Source organism: Paenibacillus pasadenensis, assembly GCF_023715725.1.
In the GTDB taxonomy this organism is placed as follows: domain Bacteria; phylum Bacillota; class Bacilli; order Paenibacillales; family Paenibacillaceae; genus Paenibacillus_O; species Paenibacillus_O pasadenensis_A.
The window spans coordinates 121,587-143,850 of sequence record NZ_JAMBOT010000001.1; the positions used below are offsets into that span (position 1 = coordinate 121,587).

Genomic DNA, 22,264 nt, shown 5'->3' on the forward strand with positions numbered 1-22,264 from the left:
GCGTCAGCGCTTAGGCAGCAGCTTGACGTACTGATCCGAAAGCTCCATCAGCTTCAGCATGTAATCGTAATCGTCCCGGTAACGGGAGAAGTCATCCACGCGCTCATAGGTATCCAGCGAATAAGCCTCCCCATCCTCAAAACCTTTGCCGGGAACAAAGATAATATCGTCATTGATAAAAGAGCCTGTCGGCATGTAATAACGCATTCCAATGACATTACGCTCCGTATTCAGCAAGTCTCTGCCGAAAACGGTGAATTGTTGCGCTTCAAGCGGGATGCCAAATAAATTAGCCAGAGTTGGCAGCAGATCGATTTGGCCGCCCGTACCGTCCAGCTTAACCGGCGTTTGACCCGGATATCGGATAATAAGCGGCACGTTAAAACGGCTAATGCGGCTATCATACCGGATGCCGAGCTCCTCGTTAAGCCGCTCGGGGTCCGCTTCCTCTTTTGGCAGGCCAAAATGGTCCCCGTACAGCACAAGCGCCGTGTTATCCCATAACCTCTCCCGCTTCAGCCGCTCAATCAGCTGTCCGACCGCATAATCGGTATATCGAACCGACTGCAAGTAGTCTCCGAGCAGCGAGCCCTCCAGAGAATCCGGCAGCTTAAGCTGTTTTTTATCCTCCGGAATGCGAAACGGCGAATGATTGGACGTCGTAATCAGATGCCCGTAAAACGGGGTTCCAGCCTTGGCTACGATAGACAGCTTGTCCACCGCGGTCCGGTAAAGCTCCTCGTCGGAGGCGCCAAAGCTGTTAAAGTGGTCATTCTTAAAAAATGGCTTGTCATAGTAACGGTTGAAGTTCAAGGCTGGATAAAGCTTATTCCGATCCCAAAAGCCGACGTTGTTAATATGAAACGTATAGGCTTCATAACCTTCCCGCTGAAGCAAACGGGGCAGGCTGGGCAGCTCCCGGTTGCCAAAACCTGTGCTCATTGCGATCGTGCCGGTTGGATAAATCGACGTATTAGCAATAAACTCCGCATCCGATGTATTGCCCTGTCCAATCTGTTGAAAAAAATGCGGCGCGTACAAGCCTTGATCGGCAAGCTTGTTTAGGACGGGCGTCAGCTCCTGTCCGTCAACCCGCAGATGAATCGGAAAGTTCTGAAACGACTCCAGCTGAATCAGGAGCAGATTCATGCCTTTCATCTCTCCAAAACCTTTTGGCGCTGCCGGTTGGTCCAATGGACGATACGGGTATGTATTTTGCAGCTTTTCGGCATTCGTAATCGTTTCCTTGATATTGCCGGAAGCGATCGCTTTGTTTTCCTCATAGGTACGAATCGCGCTGACAAGCTGATAGTTGAACAAACCAACACTTTCAGCCTGGGCAAGCTCGCTCTGCGAAGCATTGGACTTCGCAAGGACGAACCATAGCGATCCGGTGCAGCCAACAATGAATAAGGCTGCTGCTGCCGGCTTCCACAGCTTGCGCCTTTCTTTTTGCATCCCATAAAAAAGTCCAGCCAGCCATACTAACGCCAATACGAGCACATCCGCAAAATAGATAAAATCTTTCGGCTGAAGGAGAGAATTCACGCTTTCACGAACGCCGAACACCTGGTTCAAATCTTTTAAGGCCGTATAGGTCGGCACTGTTCCGAAATGTTTAAAATACAGCGTAACTGCAAACAGCAGCAGCGACAGCGACAGGTTGAAGAGCCAATAAGCAGGACCTTTGCCTTTGCGCGGAGCCGCAAGCTCCAGCAATGCCGTTAGCGCAAGCAGCGACAGCGCGTCAGCAGCTAGCGATAAGGGCTGGATTCCTCCAAAAAGGCTGAAGCGCAGCCATTGCAGCTTCATGAGGATGAGCAGGTAAAATACCGCAAATAAATTGCGCCCCTCCTGCACCTTGCCAAACGACAAGGGACGGGTCATTCCGGTTCCTTCTTTCTCTCTTAACTGTAGGAAACTCCACCCAGTATACCATAAGTGAAAAGAAGCCCGCATGCGCAGCGGCATGGGGCTCTCTTTTTCTATTCGGTCCTGTCCTTGCCTAGTTAAATAATCAGACTGCTAATCGCAAATCCTGTGCCAATATAAACAGCCGCAAGCAGAATGCCGACCGCAACATTGCCATTCTGCAGCTCTTTGGAGAGCGTTAGACCCGGAGTCGCAAGCTCGAACACCCAATACGCGATGAGCAGGCAGGCATACCCTACTGCAAACCATAACATCAAGTACCAGATGGAGTGATTCGTATACGATGCAACGCCAAGCAAAATCGCTGTGCCAAGGAATTTGCCGCCCATAGCGAGGCCGACGGCGACATTTCCTTTTTTGAGCTCCTCCAAGTCTTTAAACGGAGTAATCCAGCTGAAAATGAACATCCCGACAAGCTGAAGAATGACAATAACGGCAATGCTAACGATTAAATTTACGACAACTATGACGCCCACCCCCGGAATTTGCTGTATGCCAAGTCAAAATTGCTGTAGTCGTGAATCTCTTCCATAATGATTTCCGCCTGTTTGGCAGGTTTGAGACTCGCATAACGCTTGGCATCAATCGGCTGTTTGATCTGCTGCCCCGACGGGAGCTCTAACACAGCGAACTGACGCGTTTTGCCGTTCATCTTTGTCTGGTATACACCGACCAGATCAACCTTAGTTTTGAGGCTAACCTTGAGGCGGTTTAAATCGGTCTCGGCCGTTTCTTTGTTCCGGTACGACTTGATCGGCATCCAGGTCGAAAGCGTGATGCGGGCTTTTTTCTGGCTGTTCTCGTTCATATTGGCGCTCATATGCTGAAGCGTCCATATTTTATCTCCGGTTGCGTACTGGTCATCGTTGGCCATCAGCTGATTGTCCGGTAAAATGGTCATATCACCGCCGATTAAATCGCCGACCGTTCCTTCCACTACGCGGTAGTCCCAAGGCACTACGGAACTGTTTGCTGAACTGCTGTCTCCCGTTGGGTTCGTATTAAACAAGCCGCCGTTATTGGAAGAACTCATCGAGCATTGCGAAATGACCACCATCAACAGGATGATGCCCAGCACAACGGCGATTATCGGGCCGACCCGGCTTTTTTGATTTTGATTGATCAAGCTTCCATCACCCCTATTGGCACAAAATGACTCGTATTTCCTGTAATAAGACCCCCGGCTCTTCCGAGAAGACCGCATGGGACGCCATTTAGCATAAACAAGCCCGTTAAGATGCGGTACGGCTTCCCGCTCAGCGTCAGCTCAGGAAGATCCGCGCGTTTCTGGTAAACAGTCGGGAAAAATACGCTCGTATCAAAGCCGTCTTGATCCTCCAACTCCAGCCCGCCGTTGTCGCCAAACAGCTTGACGGAGCCGCCTTCGCGGCCGAACATCGATTTGGATACGTAGCTTCCGTCAAACAATGGTTTGGTATAGGTCGGCAGCATGTACGCCTCGATAGCCGCATGCTCTTCCGCCGTAAACAGCAGCTTCAGCTCGTGCAGCCCCCAGATAAGCGCCTGCAGTCCTTTTGACTGAAGCAAAATCGCATGGGGAGAATTGAACAGCTGCAGCCGCCCCGTCTCAATGGAATAAGCAAGCGCTTCGCCGCCTTCGTCGAGCGCAATCCATTCCTTCGGATACAGAGCGAAAATCCGGTTCACCGGAACGCCTTCTCCGTCCTTGACCGTCCCGTTGTCGATCGATACGTCAAGCAGATTGATCATCCGCATCGGAAGACCGCTATGTTTGGCCAGCAGCTCAATCGTGCCGCTATCCTCCGCATGCTCGCCATAATGCGCACAGGCGGCAGCTTCCGGCTGCTCCACGCTCCAGGCCGATTTTACCAGCTCCGGCATTCTCTCATTCGGAGAATGCAGCCCGGCTTGCCGGCAAAGCCAAGGCGTCGCAGCGGCAGCCTCCGCATATCCCGTCGGCGTATCGGCGTTAAGCTCCAGCAAACGAATGTCTCCGCCCAGCCCAACGGCAAAATCGAAGCGCGCATAACGGCTGATGCTGCCTTCCGGCGGCAGCTCAAGCCCATCCAGCATATTCCACAAAATCGGCGGAATTCCGGTGAGCGAATACAGCTCGCGCCGCCCGTGCATGTATCGGACTGCCCGGTCAAAAACACGCCACAGCACTGCAGCCGCATCCTGAAGCTTCGCATATGCGGCTGCATCCATCGCAATCAGTTCATCGAGCCAATAAGGCTCGCCGTCAAGGTCCGCCCAGCCGAAGCCGAGCCGGGCCATTTCGCTGACCGCATCCTCGCGGTTGCGGACTGGACTGCGAACTGCGTGCAGTGCGGGCTCACTCATCCTCCAAACCCGGATGACTTGCCGGAGGATCCGGAGTATCCGCTGGAGTTGCCTCCAACGCTTCCTTTCGAGGCTGAGTTGGAACGCCGGGTGATGCTGCCGCTGCCAGAGGAGGTTTTAGGCCTCACGCTGGAACCAACGGTCGGACGGTTCTGAAAGCGCGAGCTGTCGTAAGTAGACCGTTTGTATGGCGCTCCCGTAGAGGCGTGATAAGCCGGATGCGACGCCCCCCATCCGCTGGAGGAATAACCGGATCCCCGGTTAAAAATCAAGTGGTAAAGCAGCATATCGTCCCAGCCGAAGCCGCCTCCGGTATGAATAACCGTCGTGCCGCCGCTGGAGCTGGTGCCGCCTCCGCCGCCTGAAGAACCTTCTTCCTCTTCCTTCTCGCTTAACTCCGGCAAGTTCCAATCCTGCTCTGGATCGTAAAAGGCTTTGACCTCTTCGCTCGACCATTCCACCAGCGTTGGTCCATCAGCTTCCGGAGAAGGGGATGGAGCGGCGGCAAATGCGCCGGAGCTTCCCGCGCTGCCCGCCAGCAAAACCAGTCCCAGCGTGGTCGACATTACTTTAGGCGGTCTGTTCTTCTCGTTCATGTACGGTATTCACCTCTCCTTATGGAATTAGGACTCGCTCCGGATGGATAAGAGCAGCAGCTCCATAACACCCTCATCTACATTGAGCCTGCCTTCCACTGTCTCGAACTCTTCTCCGCCAATCGTCAAATAATTAATATGATGCAGCGCCGCAATCATTTCCTGCGACCAGAAGCGCTCGTCAATTTTGCGCAGGCTGCCTCCAGGCAGCTTTTGAAATAAAATAACCTTCATCTGATTTTCCAACGATCCCTCACCTTTTCCAAAAAGTATAAGCCCATCGATGAACTTCCACTTCATACGTTGTTTATCCCGATAAGTTTTACTTTTAAACAATTTTTTTCGGTAAGCCTTATCGTAGCAGATTCCTGCCCATAGAAAAACAAAAAAAGCAGCTCCACCCATCATTAGGGTGAAGCTGCCCGACATTTTGAAGCGGAAATTACTCCGCATCGTTTGTCGTTTTTTTCTTAGGCGTGCCATATAAACCAACAGCCTCGTCGTAGGCGTCAAAAATTTGCCGAGCGACCGGCGCCGCACCGTAACCGCCGAATCCGCCTTCTGGAATGACAATCGCAACAGCAAGCTTTGGCTTGTCAGCCGGGGCAAAAGCGATGAACACGGAGTTTTCGACTTTTTTGCCGTTGGCAACCTGCTGCTGGGATGTGCCGGTTTTGCGCAGGTACGAATAATCGACGCCTTCAAAACCTTGCACGTTTACACGGCTCATGCCGTTATAAACCGTATTCCAGTATCTCTCCGGAAATGAAACGGTGTTCAGCACTTCCGGCTTAATCGTTTCAACGACTTTGCCTTTAGGATCAAGAATTTCATTCACAAACAGCGGCTTCATGCGTTTGCCCTTATTGGCCAGCATCGCTGTGTATTGCGCCAATTGGAGCGTTGTATATTTGCCAAGCTGTCCAAAGGAGGCGCGGGCCATAGCGGAAATGTTACTCGCTGTTTTTGCCTCGTGGAAGTAGTCCTCTACCCCTTTTTGCTCGGAAGGAAGACCGCTCTCCGTTGAGACGCCGAGACCAAATTGTTTCATGTACTTGTCCCATACTTCAATGGACTCTTCGCCTTTATACTTGTTCAGCAGTCTTTCTCCTACCATTTCCATCATAAAGGCGTTGGAGGATTTGGCGAGGGCATCATCAGCATCGATATAACCGTTTGCTTTTCTTCCTGCATTTGTAATCTCGACTTCATTCCCCTTAGAGCCAATCGTAACATAGCCTTTATCGTAGTAGTTCTCATAAGGAGTAAATAATTTTTCGTTCAACCCGATTAGAATCGTGAGCGGTTTCTGGACCGAACCCAGATATACGAGTGAAGGCGTATGTTTGTTCATTTCTGTTTGAGTTTCGTAGTCCGGATAAACGGTACGGATCGTGCCGTTTGTAATAAAATTTTGAACCGGTTTGAGCTTTTCGCTCGACGCCGAGCCGCCCTTCCAAATATTCGGATCATAATCCGGCAAACTGGCCATCGAGACGACCTTTCCGGTCTCGACCTCCATCGCCACCGCAAAGCCCATTGTAGCATCATTACCGTAATTCAACGGCTTGGACGTAGCGTTTTGCAGTCTCTCCAGCTGAGTCTCAATCGCCTGCTGAGTCTTCAGCTGTACGGACCGGTTAATGCTGAGCACGATGTCGTTGCCCCGCTGCGGCGGCGTAATGACCGGAGGCCCTGTCACTTTATTCGTCCGGTCGACCGGAAACGACTTGAGTCCGTTAATTCCGCGCAGCTGCTCTTGAAACATATATTCCAGACCGTCGAATCCGACCGTTTCTTCCTGGAGGTATTTATTTTTGGGATCCTTCTCTTCCTTAATAGCCTTGTATTTGCCAAGATCGCCAGCCGACTTGTATTTCTTCAAATACCCGACGAGCTGGACGGCAACGCCGTCCTCACTGTAGTTGCGGACGCTCTCCTCAACAATTTCCACGCCGGGAAACTGATCTTTGTTCTCCGTAATGAAAGCAATTTCCTCATTCGACAAATCGGAGCGGATCCTCCGCGGCACAGAAATGGTGTTCGTCCGGAAGTTAAGGTCCATCTGCTTCTGGATTTCCTCCGGCGTCATTTGCGCTTCCGGATCGCTGTTGAGCCTTTTGAACAGCTTGGACAGCTTAACGCTCATATCGATTGCAATCTGTTTGTTTTTCTCCGCCTGAAGCGTATAAGTCAGCGTCTGAGTGGAGGTGGAGTACGCAATCGGCTTTTTCTCGGAATCAAGAATATTGCCGCGAAACGGCGGGATGGATACGTCCCTTGTCCCCTGGTCCTCCCGCATCATCTTCAGCTCAGGCCCTTCGACAAACTGCAGCACCGCCAAATAGACGATGAGAATGCCGAACATAACAAACGCCGCGAAAAAAAAGACGTTGAGCCGGAACATGAATTGGCGGCGAACGACATAATCCTTTTCCTCGTCGCGCCCAATTATTTGCGGCGGTTTGCCGTTACCCTTTTTCATGCGGTCACCTCGCTCTCATCATCCGCGATCCGTACTATCGGCAACGCCTCGACCTGAACATTGCCGGCAAGCGCGCGCGTAATCATGCACGAGCGCTCGGCTTTAAGCGCGATTCGCTCCGCCCGCTCCAGAGTCGGCGGTTCCGAGCCTGCAGGCAGAATGAGCAGCGGCCGATGCGTGATGGAACGGTATGTAAATACGCCGTTCTCCGTGTCGACAACAGCTGTTGAGCGGAGAGAAAGACGATCCGTTTGAAGCCCGGAACGCTCCAGCATCGCTGCCAGCGAGATCATATAACAGGTCGCCGCTGCGCCAAGCAGCATCTCATCGGGATTGGTGCCCGTGCCAGGGCCGTCCATGACAAGAGGGATGGACACTTCGGATTCCAGAGCGCCGCTGCGGATGCAGCCCTGGCCGTTCCGTCCACCCTCCCAAACGGCTTCGAGTTCAAACTTATGTTCCATTACCGCTCTCCTTCTAGTTGAATCAAGTTCCCGCTTCCTTAGACGACAGAAATTTAGAAAAAGTTTGCCGTGCCGTTCAACGAATAAGCTTTTTCATCGTCACCATCAGCTCATCGATAATTGCGTTATCGCCCTCTTGGAGCCGCTCCGCGACGCAGGAGCGGAGATGATACTCCAGCAGCAGCTTGCCAACGCCGTTTAAGGCGGATTGAATGGAGCTTATTTGGTTAAGCACGTCGTCGCAATAAGTATCTTTTTCGATCAGCCCTTTTATGCCGCGCACCTGGCCTTCAATGCGGTTAAGACGGTTGATGAGATTATTTTTGGTTTTATCGGAATGGTGGCTGCTCCGTTCATGACCGCAGCATTCCGCAGCATGCTGCTCCGACTCATCTGAATTGCGGCTGGCCTCGGCTCCTGATTGGATGTCCATGCTCTACGGCTCCCCTTTAAATGCGAAATGATTAGACTACCCACTATTGTAGCATATGGAGCAAAAAGCCGCTGCAGCGCGAGGCTGGAGCGGCTAGACGGACTTTTAGAGTCCGTATTCGTTTTTCGGCTTAGGCTTGCGTTTGATTTTGTTCTGGACAGCCGGCAGATGGCGCATGCTGCGCAGCATCGGCCCTTTGCACATCGGGCAGAGCTGGGATTCCACAGCGAATTCATCGCGCACCCAAGCCTTGCAATCGGCATTGCGGCATTTCCAGATTTTCGTCGGGATAAGCTGAGGCTTTGTTTCTTCAGTTGTACTCAAGGGGTAGCATTCCTTTCTGATGTCGGTTCGGTTATCCCTGAAAAGAGACAGCCTGAATACTATATCACCCTTGATTCCGGCAAGTAAAGACTTGACACTTCAGCTTTTTTGCACCCTGTACCAATAGGGGTAAGCTTCTTTAAATCCAAGCCGCGCATAAAGCGACTCCGCCGGTTTGTTGCCGCTCACCACCTGCAAATAAGCATGGTCAGCCCCGTTTTCTTTTCCCCAGCTCAAAAGGTGGCGGATAAGCTTGCCCGCGTAACCTCTTCCACGGCAATCCGGGGCCGTCAGCAGATCATAAAATCCTATCTGCAAGCCGTCCAGCACCGCCAAGCCTAACGTCACCGGCCGCCCTTCGGCATGGAGCACTGCGAACTGTCGCGGCTGCTGAGAAGCTTCAAACATGAGCGACGTGATGCGTAAAGCTTCCTCGCCGCAGCCGCCCCACTCGTCAAGCAGCTGCAGCCAGGCTGCGGTCGGCTCCCCGGAAGACAGCACATCGCCGCTTGCATCCTGCGGGCTTAATCTCCCGATAGATGCGACCATAACATGGGAAGGATCGGCTATTTCATATCCCCTTTTTGCCAGTACAGCATCCAGCTCAGCCGGCTCCGTGAACGGCGTTATTTTAAATATCGCGGGCTGCCCGCTGCGGTTGTATATTTCTTCACATCGCTCGATTTTTTGCTGCAGCCGTTCCTTGTCAGCTTCAATATGAGCAAGCGGCTGCACCGAGTTAGAGCGTTTGGTATACCCGCGATTTGTTTTAACAAGCCATCCGCTGCAGCTGCTCGTTTGGAGCGCCGGCCAGCTGTTGAGCGCCGCTTCCTCTACTTCATAATAAGCTCTCATTATGACCTACCTCCCTGACAAAAAAGTGCCCGCTGCGTCAAAGACCGGCCCTACGATCGCTGTTAACCTCGGGTTTCTTTGAATTCAACCTTCCAAAGAGGTAGAAATCCGACGTTAAAGGCGAACGCTGGCGCTTCTGCGGGCTCGCTCTGTGACTTCGCTCTTTTTATATCACTGTACTCCCAATACGCATAAATATACTATTTTAATTATTTTTATGCAATAAACATTTATATCGCCGCTCGTTCCATGCCTTCTCCCTGATACTCAACACTCCAAAAAGCCCCTTGCCGCAAAGGGCAAGGGGCTTTTTGTTCATTTTAAGCTGAAGCCGTACCGATCAACCCGTCGATTAAGCAGGCTGCTCCGAGCTTTTCAGCACATTAATTTCCACGTCGATATTCCCTCTGGTCGCCTTGGAGTAAGGGCACAGCTGATGCGCCTGCTCCGCCAGCCTGCGAGTTTCCTCAAGCTCAGCGCCGGGAATTGAAACGTCGAGCCGCACGCCTAGCTTGAAGCTGGGAGCATCTTTATAAATAGAGACATGTCCCGTGACAATCGCTCCGTCAGCTTTAACGCCTGCTTTAGAAGCGGCAAGCTGCAGCGCGGATTCGAAACAAGCCGAGTAACCAGCGGCAAAAAGCTGCTCAGGGTTCGTCGACGTTCCGCCCTCGCCGCCAAGCTCCTTGGGCATGGACAGGGGCAGATCCAACGCTCCGTCCGATGAGGTTACCTTGCCTTTACGGCCGCCTTGAGCCGTTACTTTTGCGGTATACAACGCATCCATCGTAATCTCCTCGCTTTCGGTTCATCTTCTTGACCCTCAGCGTATTATTACCCAATGCCCGTCCGAATCAAGCGCCTCTTTCACCAATTATCTAAAGGCTGCTCATTCCGCTGTGTTTTCCGATGAGCTCAAGCATTCGCGGCGGGATCGGCAGCACAAACTGCATCGATCCAAGCGTAAAACGGCCGCTGCGGTTGTGCATAACAGCCGCGCTGACATGAATGCGGTACGCGGCAGTGTCGGTTGCCCGGATGGAAACCTCCGCGTTGCCGTTATTCCGAATGTTTGCATAAGGTTTAATAAGACCTTGTTTTATTTCATATGGAACGAGACTGACCATATCGTCCAATTTTAAATAATAATTTACATGCGGCTTATGATAGACCAGCTCGCGGGTTGATACGGTCAAGCCAAAATCGGTTTTTTTGATCGATAAGAGCAAATGGCCTTCCAGCTCGCGCACCGGTAAAAAATCCGGATTCATGCACCAGTCCTCCCCTCGCTTCTTACCAGAATACCATAGTTTCTTTTGGCTTCACAAAACAAGCTCCAGCCGCTGTGCTTGAGCACAAAGCTGGAGCTTGCCGGAATTGCTGTATGGTTAGTGAACCGCAGGCGGAGAAACGCTCGCGCGCACTTCGGCCTCCACCGCTGCTGCGCGGTCTTTAAGCTTGCGGATTTGGCGCAGCTGGGCGTCGGCCTGCACCTGAATTTGATTTTCCGTCATGCTCAGCTCTTGCACAAGCTCCTGCATCGTGTTGATTAACGAGCGAACCTTCTCCGCGCTGTTATCCGCTCCCGCGCGCTGCAGCGCGATGCGGCCCTGCTGCTGCTCCTGCTCGCGGCGGTCTCTCACCTGCTGCTGGAATTGCTCGTAGCTGAGATTCAAGCTGTTGATTTCTTCTTGCGGCTGTTGTCCGTTTTGCTCCATGTTGAAACCCTCCTGCCTGTTGGTTGATCCATGCCTTCCCGAGGCTGGTTCTACAGGTAGCTTTGCCCATTTACAGCCGAGTTATGAATCTGCAAAAGCCGGAAGGATAAAATCCTCCAGCACGCGGCGCGACAAAATCGCTTTGTTGCGCCCCTCCAAAGCTTTGCGCACCACGACCGTCAGGTCGAGAGCAGGGATCGCAAACAAATACTGTCCCCCGTAACCGAACGCAAAAAAATAATCCGGTCCGGGCTGTTTATCTGCCGGCGACACCCACCAGTGGTATCCGTAACTGCCATATACCTGCGGCTCGTAATTCAGCAAGCCTTTATGATGGGGCTGAACGGACCGGCTTACCCAATCCGCCGGAATAAGCTGCCTGCCCTCCCATTCCCCATGCTGCAAATACAGTCTTGCCAGCTTGGCTAAATCGCGCATGCTCAAGGAAAGGCCGGTACCGCCTTCCTGGCCGCCGGGCAGTCTGTTCCAGCGGACCGGGCCGATGCCAAGCGGGCGGAACAATTCCCGTCTTGCAAACCGGGACAGGCTTTCTCCCGCGGCGCGTTCCAGAGCGGCGGCCAGCAGCTGAGAGCCGCCTGAATTATAGGTAAAGGCGCTCCCCGGTTCGTGAACGAGCGGCCGCGCCAGCACAAAAGCGGCGGAGTTGTCCGCCAGCTTCAGCTCCTTGTAGGGCTTGTCAAAATCGGGCCAATCAAGCCCGCTCGTCATCGTCAGCAGATGCTCCAGCGTAATCGTCTTTTTGCGGGCATCGTCCCGGATCGCATCCGTCAGTTCAACATCGTCTACGTCCAAATAGGTCAAAATCGGATCATGCACCCCGCCAATTTTGCCTTGTCCGATAGCGATGCCAAGCAGCGCGGACAACACGCTTTTTGTAGACGAAAGTATAGCCATAGGCCGGTCCGCCCCGTCCGCGTTCCAATGGAACAGCTCCCGTCCGCCTTGCTCGGCATGAACCCCTTTAATTTTCCACTGCTGGAGCTGCGACGCCACCGCCGGGTCATCCTGCAGCTTCTCCAGCCTATTGGTCGCCATCTCTATCGCCGCCTTTGCATTCTCGCTTTCCTGGAATAGCATGCCGTCTCCGATTGGGCTCTATGCTTGTCCTATTATAACGAAAAAAATCCCCCGAACCGAAGGTTCAGGGGATGATTCATTTAAGAGCCGGTCGGACGCAATCCGCCCTGCTGGCCAAACCGCTGCAGCAGCAGCGTGCTCAGCTCCTCAGGCGTGCTCCAGCGCAGCGGAGCCGGTCCCGCCCAGTGCGGGGCGGCTTCGGCGCCCTCTTGGGCTGTCCATAACAATGGAATATTCGCCGCGAGCGCATAACCCGCTGCCAAATACACTTCCGCTGACGAACCTGACAGCTCAGCCAGCACAAGATCGGCGCGGTTAAGCAGCTCAAGCGGCTGCTCCGTGGCGGACTCCCCTTCACGGCTAAGCAGACGCGGAACGTACCCGCACTGCTGAAGCAGCGGCAGCACGTATCCGATCCACTCCGCTTGCTCTTCCCCGGGTTTATCTCCGGCAATAACGCATATTTTTTGATGGCCGCCGGATACAGCCAGCTCAGCCTGCTCCCAGCCTTTAGCCGTCAGCGTAAAAACGGAGCCGGTACGCTCCAGCAAATCCTCGTCCCGCAGCCTTTCAATGACGTACACCATCTCCTGCAGGTTCTGGGAGTAGGTCAAATTATAGCTCCGCGATAAGCGGTGCAGGATGACCGGTTCGCCTGGAGCGCTGCTCTGACGGCGCAAGTAGGCGAGCAGCTTGGCGCATTTCGCTTCAATCGTCAAAGGCACATCCGGCGACGATGGGAGCGACTCCACTTCATCAGCCGTCAGGCTAAGCTCTCGGCCCAGTACTGTCGCTTCCCGAATATAGGCGGATGCAAGCGGAAACAGCTCTCTCTGCCGGGGATATGGAAGACTCGCGAGCCTTTCGTAATGCTCGCTGCCGATGGAGTATTCCGCAGCAGGCGCGCAATCGCAGCCTACAAAACGTTCTTTATTCCCCGCGCCGGACTTTACGGGCACAATCGTATCGCAAAAAAGACATCTTTTGGTTATCAAGGCGTATTCCTCCTGTCCGTTCACCGTACCAGTGTACCGGATTGCCTTGCTGCGGGGCAGTTAAGGTTCTCTCATATTCTTTTCACGATTCTCATAGAAAAGTTGCGGTCACGGAGAATTTTGTAAATATCTCTCCTGATTTTAGCGCAGCTTCTCGAGCTCATTGGCGGCGCCAGCCTCTGATTGAGGATTCACCGTATCGGAAGCATTTCCGTAATTCTCCAGCGTTTCCCAAGCGCCTGCGTCATCGAATCGGCCTGCGGACGCTTGCCTGCCTTCACCGGCTCCTTTTGGCGGCAGAGTCATCACCTGCTCCTCCACAGGACGCTCGGCTTCGGACTCATTTTGCGGAACATTGTCTACCGTATACCGCACAGACGGGATGGCCTCCAGACGCTCAAAAGGAATCGGTTTCCCGCTGCTGGCGTCAAGCCCGTATGTCCCGTCGGCCATCTGGCTGAGCGCCCGGTTGACCTGCGCCAGCTTTTTGCCCAGCTTTTCGTCCAGCGCCATGTCGCGCTCCCGCTCAAACGTTTCCGTAGCGCTGTCCCCGGGATGGTTGTCGTAGCTGGACAGCTCGCCGCCGGAATCCGCCATAGATGCCGGTGCGCCGTCGTCAGTGCGCTCTCCGTTTATTTGGAAATGCGCTTCAAGCTCCTCCTTCTCGCGGAGCAGCGCTTGTTTCAGCTGATCAATCTGGGATGGTTTCAAATGTCTCATTGTGGTTCCCTCCTAAAATTGAATCTGTGTTTAGCTTCCTTTTACCCGGGGAACGTGGAGGATGAAGCAGCAACTGCATTGCGGTTCCGGAATCCAGTTTGCTACAATACGAATCGTAAAAGAGAAGGCGTTATAAACCCGCCGTTAGGCAAGAGATAGAAAGGACTGAACACATTGCTGCAAAGCGTAGTAGTAACAACACAGGAACAGCTGGAACAATGCCTGGCAATCCGCCGCGAGGTGTTTGTCGGAGAACAGGGAGTATCTCCCGAAGAAGAATGGGATCATTACGATGAATCGCCGCAATCCTGCATCCATCTGCTGCTGTTGGATGAAGGGATTCCAGTTGGAACCGGGCGCCTAAAACCATTCGAGGACGGCAGCGCGAAGCTGCAGCGAATCGCGGTGCTCGCATCTTGCAGGGGTAAAGGAACCGGTTCGATCCTCGTCCGGGCAATGGAAGAAGCGGCCCGTGAAGCAGGATTTCAAGGAGCCGTTTTGGACGCGCAATGCCAGGCGGAGCCGTTTTACACCAAGCTTGGCTACACTGCGATGTCACCTGAAATCTTTCTGGATGCAGGCATTCCCCATATCCGTATGAGCCGCAGCTGGGCCTAACAAAAAAACGAGGCTGTCCCAAAAGCCCCTAAAATTTAAGCCTCTTAAAGCTTTCTCAACAACAACAACAACAAAGGGGCTGTCCCGAGTCATCTTACGATGACTTTTGGGACAGCCCCGTTCCTATTGCAGCTAAGCTAAGAATAAAGAGCGAGCAGCTTAATCAAGCCTGCACAAGCGCCGAGCGGGCAGCTTCAACGAGCGCGTCGTACATCTCGTCGTTTTCCTCCAGCTCTTCTTCAACAAGCTCGATCTCTTCCTCCGGACCGGCCTTATCCTTGAAAAACAGGCCGTATGCCCAATCCTTGCCTTTTTTGCTTTGCAAAGCCATTTCGTAGGGCTGCTTATGGCCCTTTACCTGAAATTGCACCTTGCCGACATAGCCATCTTCTTTGTTGTAGCTCATTTCTGCGAAAATCATTTCCCATTCCACGACTGTAATCCTCCCTAACCCGTATACGCTTATCATACTTGATCTGGATAGGCTGTTGCCAGAGGCTTGTCCGCTGCCGGTAAAATGTTATTCAACAGCAGTGTACGCCTGCTTGATCTGTTTGCTCAGCTCGCAGCAGTTCTCCTCGTCCATGCAAACGAAGCTGACCCGTTTGATTGTTGTATCTTCGTTCTCTTTTAAATAATCCGCTACTGAGCGGAAGGCAATTTCGGCCGCTTCCGGCTTAGGATAGCCGTATATGCCCGTACTGAGGGCTGGAAATGCAATGCTCGCGGCATTCTTCTCGTCTGCCAGCTGCAGCGAGCGGCTGTAACAGGCGGCAAGCAGCTTCGCTTCCCCCGATTCTCCTCCTTGCCATACCGGGCCAACCGCATGAATCACATATGCGGCCGGCAGCTTGCCTGCGGTCGTGACGACGGCTTCGCCAGGTTCACAGCTGCCCATTTCCTGACGAATAAGCGACAGCTCGTCATGAATGGCAATGCCGCCCGCACTGTGTATCGCCCCGTCCACCCCCGCGCCTCCGCTCAAACTTGAATTGGCGGCGTTTACGATCACATCCGCTTCAAGCCGGGTAATGTCGCCCTGTATCGTTTCCAACAGCGTTGAATTAATTTGAATGGTCATGGTCCTTGCCTCCCGGAAGTTGTATACCAACTATTTGGACGTGAAGGCGTGCTCTGAATCGGCATCCCGGCTTCAGGGAAGCGGCTCAATTTTGGTAGATAGCCATTGAAACAGATCTGCTCCGGTATTTGACGCGGCCAGCACATACTCCACGCTTGTAAAACGGCATGACAGGCGCGCCCATAACCCCCATGTCGGCAGCGGCGTCCCCGGAATAGGCTTAACCGGGCTCAAATACAGGTCGGAATAGTTAAAATGGAATTTTAAGCATTGGTTCAAACCTTCAAACTGAAATACGGCCACGCTGGAGAAGGTCGGATTTTGAGGCTCGAACGCCAGCTGCCGATTGCCCATCGTCACTGCTCCAAACGATTCAAACGGAATCGGCACTTTGCGGATAAGAAGCCTCATACGGGGAAAAATCGGATCGCGCGAACGCTCCGGCAGCGAGCATTCCCTTCTGTACCGCTCGATAAAACCCGGTCCGGCCACCCACACAGCATTAAATCGAATCATTGGTTCCCCCTCCATCCTGCTTAGCGGAATGCTGTCGATACATCGTATCGCAGGCCAAGCATGAATATTCGGAGGCAATTGCATGCGGCAGCAGGATTGGAGGACCTGAAAAGGGAATGAGAGTTTGTGGGCATAAAAAAAGCCCGCTCTCGGCGGGCGGGATTAGACTTGATTGAAGTAGGCGATAATGGTAAACTAGTTCAGCTTATGGCTAGTAGAATTAGGAATTAGATGAACAAACACTTTTATATCAATTGTATTCTACTATAGATTCCCCTCCCCGTCAAGCCAGCCTTCCCGCTGATGGCGGTGCGGGAACCAAAAAGGATGTGTACGCCTTGATCGATGGCACGCAATGGCAAAAGGAACAGCAGCGCGTCGACCGCGTGCGCGGCGAGCTTAAACAACGGATTGAACGGGACGAGCCGCTCGTCTCGGAGCTTCGGACGCAGGTTGTCGACATCCGTACCGATTTCTGGGATGATGTGACGGTCAATTTGACGGCGGGAGACGACCGGCTCGAAACGGCAATTAGCATGAAACAGCAGGCGGAATTGCTGTCCGAGCGCGAGCGGAGCCACCGGCATATAAGCGCAGGCTTGCAAAAAATGCGCCGTTTATACCCATCCCCCTATTTTGGCCGAATCGACTTTGCCGAGGACGGATCGCCTGGACCAGCGGATACAATTTATATTGGGGTTGCATCCTTCCTGGCTGAAGATGGCGAAACCTTCCTTGTTTATGATTGGCGGACTCCGGTTGCCAGTCTTTACTACGATTATGGACCAGGCCCTGCGCAATATGAAACGCCGGTAGGCGAGATCGCCGGAGAGATGACGCTGAAGCGCCAGTTCTCCATTCGCGAGGGTGCCATCCGCTCCATGTTCGACACCGGCATGACGATCGGCGACGAGCTGCTGCAAGAGGTGCTCAGCCGCAGCTCCAGCTCGCATATGCAATCCATCGTCGGCACGATTCAGCAGGAGCAGAACGCCATTATCCGCAACGACCGGGCGCGGATGCTGATCGTCCAAGGCGCGGCTGGAAGCGGCAAAACGTCATCCGCGCTGCAGCGTGTCGCCTACTTGCTGTATAAACACCGGAAGCGCATCAGCGCCGAGCAGATGGTGCTGTTTTCACCCAACCCGATGTTCAGCAGCTACATCTCTTCCGTTCTGCCGGAGCTCGGCGAGGATAATATTCGCCAAACGACATTCCAAAGCTATCTGGAGCTGCGGCTTGGCAAACGGTACATGATTGAGGATGCCAACGACCAGCTTGAAGCCGTGCTTGCCGCCCCAGAGGCTGACAAAGCTGTAAGGCTGCGCTTGAATTCGATCCGTTTTAAAAACTCCGCCGCATTTCTGAACCTGATTCACACCTTTGCAGACGGACTGTTAACAGAAGGCATGCGCTTTAAAGGCTTCCGATTCAAAGGCCGGCTGCTGCTGAGCCGCAAGGAGCTGGAAGATCGATTTTACGCTATGGAAAGCCATATCCGGCTGCCAAACCGGATCGAGCTGCTGCGCGAATGGCTGCTGGAAGAGCTAACCCGGCTGGAGCGTCTGGAATGCGGCGCCGATTGGGTCCGCGAACAAATCGAGTTTCTCGATACCGAGCACTACGTCCGCGCTCACAAGCAAATGCAGCGCAAGCTTCGCGAAGGCGCCGAAGAAGATGAAAGCACGGTGGAGGAAAATGTGCTGCGCGCCGCTGTTGTACGCGAGGCGTTTAAGCCGCTGCGCCGGCTGGCCAACCGTCTGGCCTGGATTGACGTGCCCGGCATGTACCGGGATCTGTTCCGGGGGGAAACGCCGGACGGCTTCGAGAATGAGGAGTGGCAAGCCGTATGCGCGATGACGCATGAAGCGTTTGAGGAGAAACGTCTCGCCTACGAAGACGCCGCTCCGCTGCTTTATCTGACTGAGCTCGTGCAGGGCTTCCGCATGAATACAGCGATTCGGTATGTGCTTGTAGACGAGGCGCAGGATTTTTCGCCGTTTCAGTTTCATTTTCTGCGGAGACTGTTTCCGATGGCCAAAATTACGGCGCTAGGCGATTTTAATCAGGCCATATTCGCCCATTCCACAGAGCTGGCCGCCAGCAGCTGGCTGCAGGAGCTATACGGGCAGGAGCAAACGGAGACGATCGTGCTGAGGCGCAGCTACCGCTCCACCCGCCCGATCGTAGAATTTACCCGCTCCATGCTGCCCGATGGCAGCGGCATCGAGCCATTCGACCGACCGGGTGAATTGCCGGTATTGTACCTGTCGTTAAACGATGAAGCCCGGGACGTTCGGCTCGCGGAAGAGCTGCACAAACTGCTTAACGCCGGAGCCGCCTCGGCAGCCGTTATTTGCCGCACGGCCGAGGAAGCCAAGGCAGCCTGGGAAATGCTGCGTCTCCAACCAGGCTTGGAAGGAATTAAACTCGTCACAAAGGACACGACCAGCTTTGAGAGCGGAGCCGTAGTCATTCCGGCCTACTTGGCTAAAGGAGTCGAGTTTGACGCCGTGCTCATTCATGACGCCTCGGCTGCCGCATATGGCGAAGAGCGGCTCCGCAAGCTTTTTTATACCGCTTGCACCAGAGCGATGCATCATCTGCAGCTCTATTGCGCCGGAGAGCCGTCTCCGTTTATTGCCGACGCTGCTCCAGACAGCTGGAGGCTGTCTGAGGAAATGACCTCTATCGGCATTGGTGAGCCTCACTCCGCCCAAGACAGGCCAAAAAATTAAACCTAATCCGCATGTCCCTCCTAAGCGAACGCCTAGTCCGCCCGCTGCATAGGATGCAGCAAGACAGACATTCTGCTTGCGAGAGGACAGATTCATATGGACCTCATCTTAGGCTCCATTCATTGGCTCTATCTATTTTTCATCGCCGTCATTATTCTCATGCTCACGCTGCGGCGCGACACAACGATTGCCTGCCTCATCGGCATTGGCGCAATCGGCTTTGCTGCCTCCGGATCGGTCAGCGGAGCGGTTGGCGGGCTGTTTAACAGCTTGATCTTTGCCATAAAAGAGCTGTCGAGCACCATTCTGATCATCTCGATCATCGTTGCCATGAGCCGGTTGCTCGTCGAGACAGGCATCAACGAGATTATGATTCGCCCGTTTGCCTCTCTGCTGCGCACTCCGGCAATGGCTTTCTGGGGCATCGGGCTGATCATGATGACGGTCAGCTTCTTTTTCTGGCCTTCGCCAGCGGTCGCGCTGATCGGAGCCGTGCTGCTGCCCGTTGCGATACGGGTCGGGCTGCCCGCGCTTGGCGCCGCCATGGCGATGAACCTGTTCGGCCACGGCATTGCTCTTTCCGGCGACTATATTATTCAAGGCGCTCCAAAGCTGACCGCAGACGCGGCCGGACTAGGCGTCGCTCAGGTCATGGCGGCGAGCGTACCGCTGTTGATCGTTATGGGAGCGGTTACGACAATCGCGGCCTACTGGTTCATGCGCAGGGACATTGCCGCGGGCACCTGGCGCGACGGCCTCTTGCAGCCGGGCGGAAATTCCTTGTTTGGAGGCGGAGTGTACGGCACAGACAGCGCTTCGGCCAAGGAGGATGTTAAGGTTTCCAGCGGGCTAAGTATTGGCGTAAAACGGACCGTTGCGGTAATGATCCCGCTGTTGTTTGCAGCCGATGTGGCAGTTATGTTCAGCCTGAAGCTGCAGGGCGGAGACGCAACCGCGCTAATCGGCGGAACAGCGGCCCTGATTGTTGCCGCGCTCTCGATATTGGCGCACCGCAGCCGCGGTTTGGAGCGCTCTACCTCCTATTTGGTCGAAGGGTTTACGTTTGGCTTTAAAGTGTTCGGGCCGGTTATCCCCATCGCCGCCTTTTTCTATCTGGGCGATTCCGCGCTGCCCGCTCTGTTCGGCGAAGCCGCGCTGCCGGCTGGCTCGCATGGCATTGTGAACGATCTCGGCACGGCGCTCGCCCATTCCGTGCCCGTGAATGGAGCGGTAGCGGCCGCTACTCTGACCACGGTCGGAGCCATTACCGGACTCGACGGCTCGGGCTTCTCCGGCATTTCGTTGGCCGGATCGGTGGCCAATCTGTTTGGAACTGCGCTCGGCAGCGGCACCGATGTGCTGACGGCTCTCGGGCAAATCGCGGCTATCTGGGTCGGCGGCGGCACCTTGATTCCGTGGGCGCTCATCCCGGCCGCAGCGATCTGCGGCGTCAGTCCGTTTGAGCTGGCGCGGCGGAATTTAAAGCCGGTTGTAATCGGCCTCGTTGTGACGACGGTCGTTGCGGTATTTTTACTCTAATACTGCCCTGCCGACTCATTAAAAACAGCGTCAGTCATGGACGAGGATGTATAGTCCTAGATTGACGCTGTTTTAATATTTAAACAGATATTTATAATAGGCTGGGAATTCTCGGATAATGGAGTAAATATCTCTAAATTCAAAGATTTTGGCATGTGCTGCATACACTTTTTGAATATCTGATTTTCTAAACGCTAATTTGGTTCTAGATACATGAAAATATTGAGTAATAATCATCGCTGAGTTTAAACCTAATTCATGCATCATTTTGCTTGCGTTTTGGGCGGTCCTATATGAGTTGTACCCGTTGTTATCCTCTTTGATATTTTGTTCCGGTATCCCTTTAGCTAATAAGTAAGATTTCATAACCTTTGCCTCATCAAAACCTTCCTTGCCAATCCCTCCGCTTACAATGATAAGGGCAAAATAGCCCTTCACATACAGCTCTACGGTTCTGTCTAATCTTGCTTTTAACCGCTCCGAGGGCTGCCCGTCATCTTCGACTTTATTTCCTAATACTACTGCTGCATCGACAGGCTTCAGTTCATCATTCAACCCGTCTATTAGGATGAAAGTAGTGTGAACGATAAACCAACTGAAAAGAATGCCTACAATGATTAAAGATCGTTTAACCCAAACATAATTCATGTTCTCACCTGCACTCTCTCCGATTTATCCTAAGTTAGCTACCACTAATCCGCCGTAATCACAGGAGTAATTAAAAACAAAGCAGTCGACAAATCATCAACGGGCTGAATAATAATCGGACTTTTCTTGGAAGCATATTTTACTTTAATATAACTGCTGTCAATATTTCTAAGGATATCCATTAGGAATTTTGCATTAAGAGATAGGGTAAATTCTTCGCCATCCAGCTTTTCAATTGGAACTTCATCTTGAACATCGCCAATTTCGGATGTTTTGGATAGTAAGTCTAATTTTGTGGAGGTAGCCGTTAGTCTCATTATACTTTTGTCTGCTAAAACAACGGCACGTTCCACAGCATTCAATAAAAAAGATGTACTCATGGTTACTTCGGAAACACAAGATTTAGGAATAACATTTTTTACGGATGGAAAAGTCCCCTCGATTAAAGAAGAGTGAATTAGACTATGACTCGTTTTAAATCTAATTTGATTGCGGGAAATTTGAATTTCTGAAATTCCATCTTCACAATCCATTATTTTCGATGCTTCATATAAATTTTTACTTGGAATAATTATGGTTGCGCATGCGTCAATTTCATTCTGTGCAATTGATACAGTCCGTGTTGCTAGTCGTATTCCGTCTGTAGCCGTTAAAATCATTGTCTCGTGATTACAGTTAAAACAAACCCCTGTTAAAATCGGCCGTGCCTCGGAAGTAGATGCTACTGCAGCAACTTGTTTTATGGATGATTTCAAAAGTGCGCTGTTTATCTCAAACTTTATTGTAGGCGGATGCTGCCCGTTAGAGACCTTTGGGAATTCATTTGAGTCCATGCCTCGTAATCGTATTAGTGAATGATCGGCTATTATCGTGAGAACCAAATGCTCTTTTAGTTCAAGTGAGATTATTTCCCCTTGAGATTTGCGAATAACCTCATGAAAATACCGTGCTGGAACAACGATACTGCCGATTTTACGAACGTTTAATTCACTGCCAAGGGGTATTTCGTGTTGAATGGTCATGCTGGAGTTGCTTGCCGTAAAGAGCAGTCCCTTCGAATTTGCCACTATTTGTATGCCTGTTAATATGGGGATTGGATTATGGACGGATACTGCCTTTAACACATGCTGCAAAGCTTCCATCAAGCTCTGTTTGGCTACATAGGCAAGCACTTGGTCA

Annotated in this window: 25 protein-coding genes; 3 read left to right on the forward strand and 22 right to left on the reverse strand. The window is 52.7% G+C overall.

Features of this window, described 5'->3' with window-relative positions; all coding sequences use genetic code 11:
• Nucleotides 1–3 precede the first annotated feature (3 nt).
• The 17 genes from M3223_RS00555 to M3223_RS00635 form a co-directional block, all read right to left on the reverse strand.
• Nucleotides 4–1,887 (reverse strand): LTA synthase family protein, encoded by a 1,884-nt coding sequence (locus tag M3223_RS00555; protein ID WP_251557909.1) that lies wholly within the window; start codon nt 1,885–1,887, stop codon nt 4–6.
• A 122-nt stretch (nt 1,888–2,009) separates the two neighbouring features.
• Nucleotides 2,010–2,399 carry a DUF350 domain-containing protein gene (locus tag M3223_RS00560; RefSeq protein ID WP_251559758.1) on the reverse strand — a complete coding sequence of 130 codons (390 nt, stop codon included), beginning with the start codon at nt 2,397–2,399 and terminating at the stop codon, nt 2,010–2,012.
• Nucleotides 2,396–3,058, reverse strand: a complete 663-nt coding sequence (locus tag M3223_RS00565) for a hypothetical protein (RefSeq protein WP_251557911.1) — start codon at nt 3,056–3,058, stop codon at nt 2,396–2,398. The genes M3223_RS00560 and M3223_RS00565 overlap by 4 nt, the downstream gene beginning before the upstream one ends.
• Nucleotides 3,055–4,257 carry a glutathionylspermidine synthase family protein gene (locus M3223_RS00570; protein ID WP_251557913.1) on the reverse strand — a complete coding sequence of 401 codons (1,203 nt, stop codon included), beginning with the start codon at nt 4,255–4,257 and terminating at the stop codon, nt 3,055–3,057. Before M3223_RS00570 ends, M3223_RS00565 begins: the two co-directional genes overlap by 4 nt.
• Entirely contained in the window at nt 4,254–4,853 is a 600-nt protein-coding gene (locus tag M3223_RS00575; RefSeq protein WP_251557915.1) for a hypothetical protein, read from the reverse strand. The genes M3223_RS00570 and M3223_RS00575 overlap by 4 nt, the downstream gene beginning before the upstream one ends.
• 27 nt (nt 4,854–4,880) lie before the next feature.
• Nucleotides 4,881–5,099 (reverse strand): hypothetical protein, encoded by a 219-nt coding sequence (locus tag M3223_RS00580; RefSeq protein ID WP_251557917.1) that lies wholly within the window; start codon nt 5,097–5,099, stop codon nt 4,881–4,883.
• A gap of 196 nt (nt 5,100–5,295) precedes the next feature.
• Nucleotides 5,296–7,338 (reverse strand): peptidoglycan D,D-transpeptidase FtsI family protein, encoded by a 2,043-nt coding sequence (locus tag M3223_RS00585; RefSeq protein WP_251557919.1) that lies wholly within the window; start codon nt 7,336–7,338, stop codon nt 5,296–5,298.
• A complete protein-coding gene (locus tag M3223_RS00590) occupies nt 7,335–7,802 on the reverse strand; it encodes an SACOL1771 family peroxiredoxin (RefSeq protein ID WP_251557921.1) in 468 nt (155 codons plus the stop codon). The genes M3223_RS00585 and M3223_RS00590 overlap by 4 nt, the downstream gene beginning before the upstream one ends.
• Before the next feature lie 76 nt (nt 7,803–7,878).
• Complete coding sequence (locus tag M3223_RS00595; protein WP_251557923.1) at nt 7,879–8,235, reverse strand: metal-sensitive transcriptional regulator; 357 nt, start codon at nt 8,233–8,235, stop codon at nt 7,879–7,881.
• Between the two features lie 105 nt (nt 8,236–8,340).
• Entirely contained in the window at nt 8,341–8,559 is a 219-nt protein-coding gene (locus M3223_RS00600; RefSeq protein ID WP_251557925.1) for a cold-inducible protein YdjO-related protein, read from the reverse strand.
• 99 nt (nt 8,560–8,658) lie between these two features.
• Nucleotides 8,659–9,414: a GNAT family N-acetyltransferase gene (locus tag M3223_RS00605; protein ID WP_251557927.1), complete on the reverse strand. Its 756-nt coding sequence runs from the start codon at nt 9,412–9,414 to the stop codon at nt 8,659–8,661.
• 352 nt (nt 9,415–9,766) lie between these two features.
• Nucleotides 9,767–10,201, reverse strand: a complete 435-nt coding sequence (locus M3223_RS00610; RefSeq protein ID WP_251557929.1) for an organic hydroperoxide resistance protein — start codon at nt 10,199–10,201, stop codon at nt 9,767–9,769.
• A gap of 91 nt (nt 10,202–10,292) precedes the next feature.
• Nucleotides 10,293–10,685, reverse strand: a complete 393-nt coding sequence (locus tag M3223_RS00615) for a hypothetical protein (RefSeq protein WP_251557931.1) — start codon at nt 10,683–10,685, stop codon at nt 10,293–10,295.
• Between the two features lie 117 nt (nt 10,686–10,802).
• Entirely contained in the window at nt 10,803–11,132 is a 330-nt protein-coding gene (locus M3223_RS00620; RefSeq protein ID WP_251557933.1) for a hypothetical protein, read from the reverse strand.
• 81 nt (nt 11,133–11,213) lie between these two features.
• Entirely contained in the window at nt 11,214–12,188 is a 975-nt protein-coding gene (locus M3223_RS00625; protein ID WP_251557934.1) for a serine hydrolase domain-containing protein, read from the reverse strand.
• A gap of 122 nt (nt 12,189–12,310) precedes the next feature.
• The gene (locus tag M3223_RS00630; protein ID WP_251557935.1) at nt 12,311–13,225 is read right to left on the reverse strand and encodes a hypothetical protein; all 915 of its coding nucleotides are present in this window, start codon (nt 13,223–13,225) and stop codon (nt 12,311–12,313) included.
• Nucleotides 13,226–13,366: 141 nt separating this feature from the next.
• Nucleotides 13,367–13,945, reverse strand: a complete 579-nt coding sequence (locus M3223_RS00635) for a conjugal transfer protein TraR (protein ID WP_251557937.1) — start codon at nt 13,943–13,945, stop codon at nt 13,367–13,369.
• Nucleotides 13,946–14,119: 174 nt separating this feature from the next.
• Here M3223_RS00635 and M3223_RS00640 point away from each other — a divergent pair, with 174 nt between their 5' ends.
• The gene (locus M3223_RS00640) at nt 14,120–14,563 is read left to right on the forward strand and encodes a GNAT family N-acetyltransferase (protein ID WP_353057657.1); all 444 of its coding nucleotides are present in this window, start codon (nt 14,120–14,122) and stop codon (nt 14,561–14,563) included.
• 163 nt (nt 14,564–14,726) lie between these two features.
• Here M3223_RS00640 and M3223_RS00645 read toward each other — a convergent pair whose 3' ends face one another.
• From M3223_RS00645 to M3223_RS00655, 3 genes are all read right to left on the reverse strand, one after another.
• On the reverse strand, nt 14,727–14,996 hold the full coding sequence (locus M3223_RS00645; protein ID WP_251557938.1) for a hypothetical protein: 270 nt from the start codon (nt 14,994–14,996) through the stop codon (nt 14,727–14,729).
• Between the two features lie 87 nt (nt 14,997–15,083).
• Nucleotides 15,084–15,644, reverse strand: coding sequence for a macro domain-containing protein (locus M3223_RS00650; RefSeq protein ID WP_251557940.1), 561 nt, complete (start codon nt 15,642–15,644; stop codon nt 15,084–15,086).
• Between the two features lie 72 nt (nt 15,645–15,716).
• Entirely contained in the window at nt 15,717–16,160 is a 444-nt protein-coding gene (locus M3223_RS00655; protein ID WP_251557942.1) for a hypothetical protein, read from the reverse strand.
• Between the two features lie 329 nt (nt 16,161–16,489).
• On the opposite strand from M3223_RS00655, the gene helD reads away from it, so the two are divergent.
• On the forward strand, nt 16,490–18,898 hold the full coding sequence (gene helD, locus M3223_RS00660) for an RNA polymerase recycling motor HelD (RefSeq protein WP_435367985.1): 2,409 nt from the start codon (nt 16,490–16,492) through the stop codon (nt 18,896–18,898).
• 96 nt (nt 18,899–18,994) lie between these two features.
• On the forward strand, nt 18,995–20,437 hold the full coding sequence (locus M3223_RS00665; RefSeq protein ID WP_251557944.1) for a hypothetical protein: 1,443 nt from the start codon (nt 18,995–18,997) through the stop codon (nt 20,435–20,437).
• A 72-nt stretch (nt 20,438–20,509) separates the two neighbouring features.
• On the opposite strand, the gene M3223_RS00670 is transcribed toward M3223_RS00665, so the two are convergent.
• Together M3223_RS00670 and dnaN are read right to left on the reverse strand one after the other, a co-directional pair.
• A complete protein-coding gene (locus tag M3223_RS00670) occupies nt 20,510–21,085 on the reverse strand; it encodes a YdcF family protein (RefSeq protein WP_251557947.1) in 576 nt (191 codons plus the stop codon).
• 44 nt (nt 21,086–21,129) lie between these two features.
• Nucleotides 21,130–22,257: a DNA polymerase III subunit beta gene (gene dnaN / locus M3223_RS00675; RefSeq protein ID WP_251557949.1), complete on the reverse strand. Its 1,128-nt coding sequence runs from the start codon at nt 22,255–22,257 to the stop codon at nt 21,130–21,132.
• Nucleotides 22,258–22,264 lie beyond the last annotated feature (7 nt).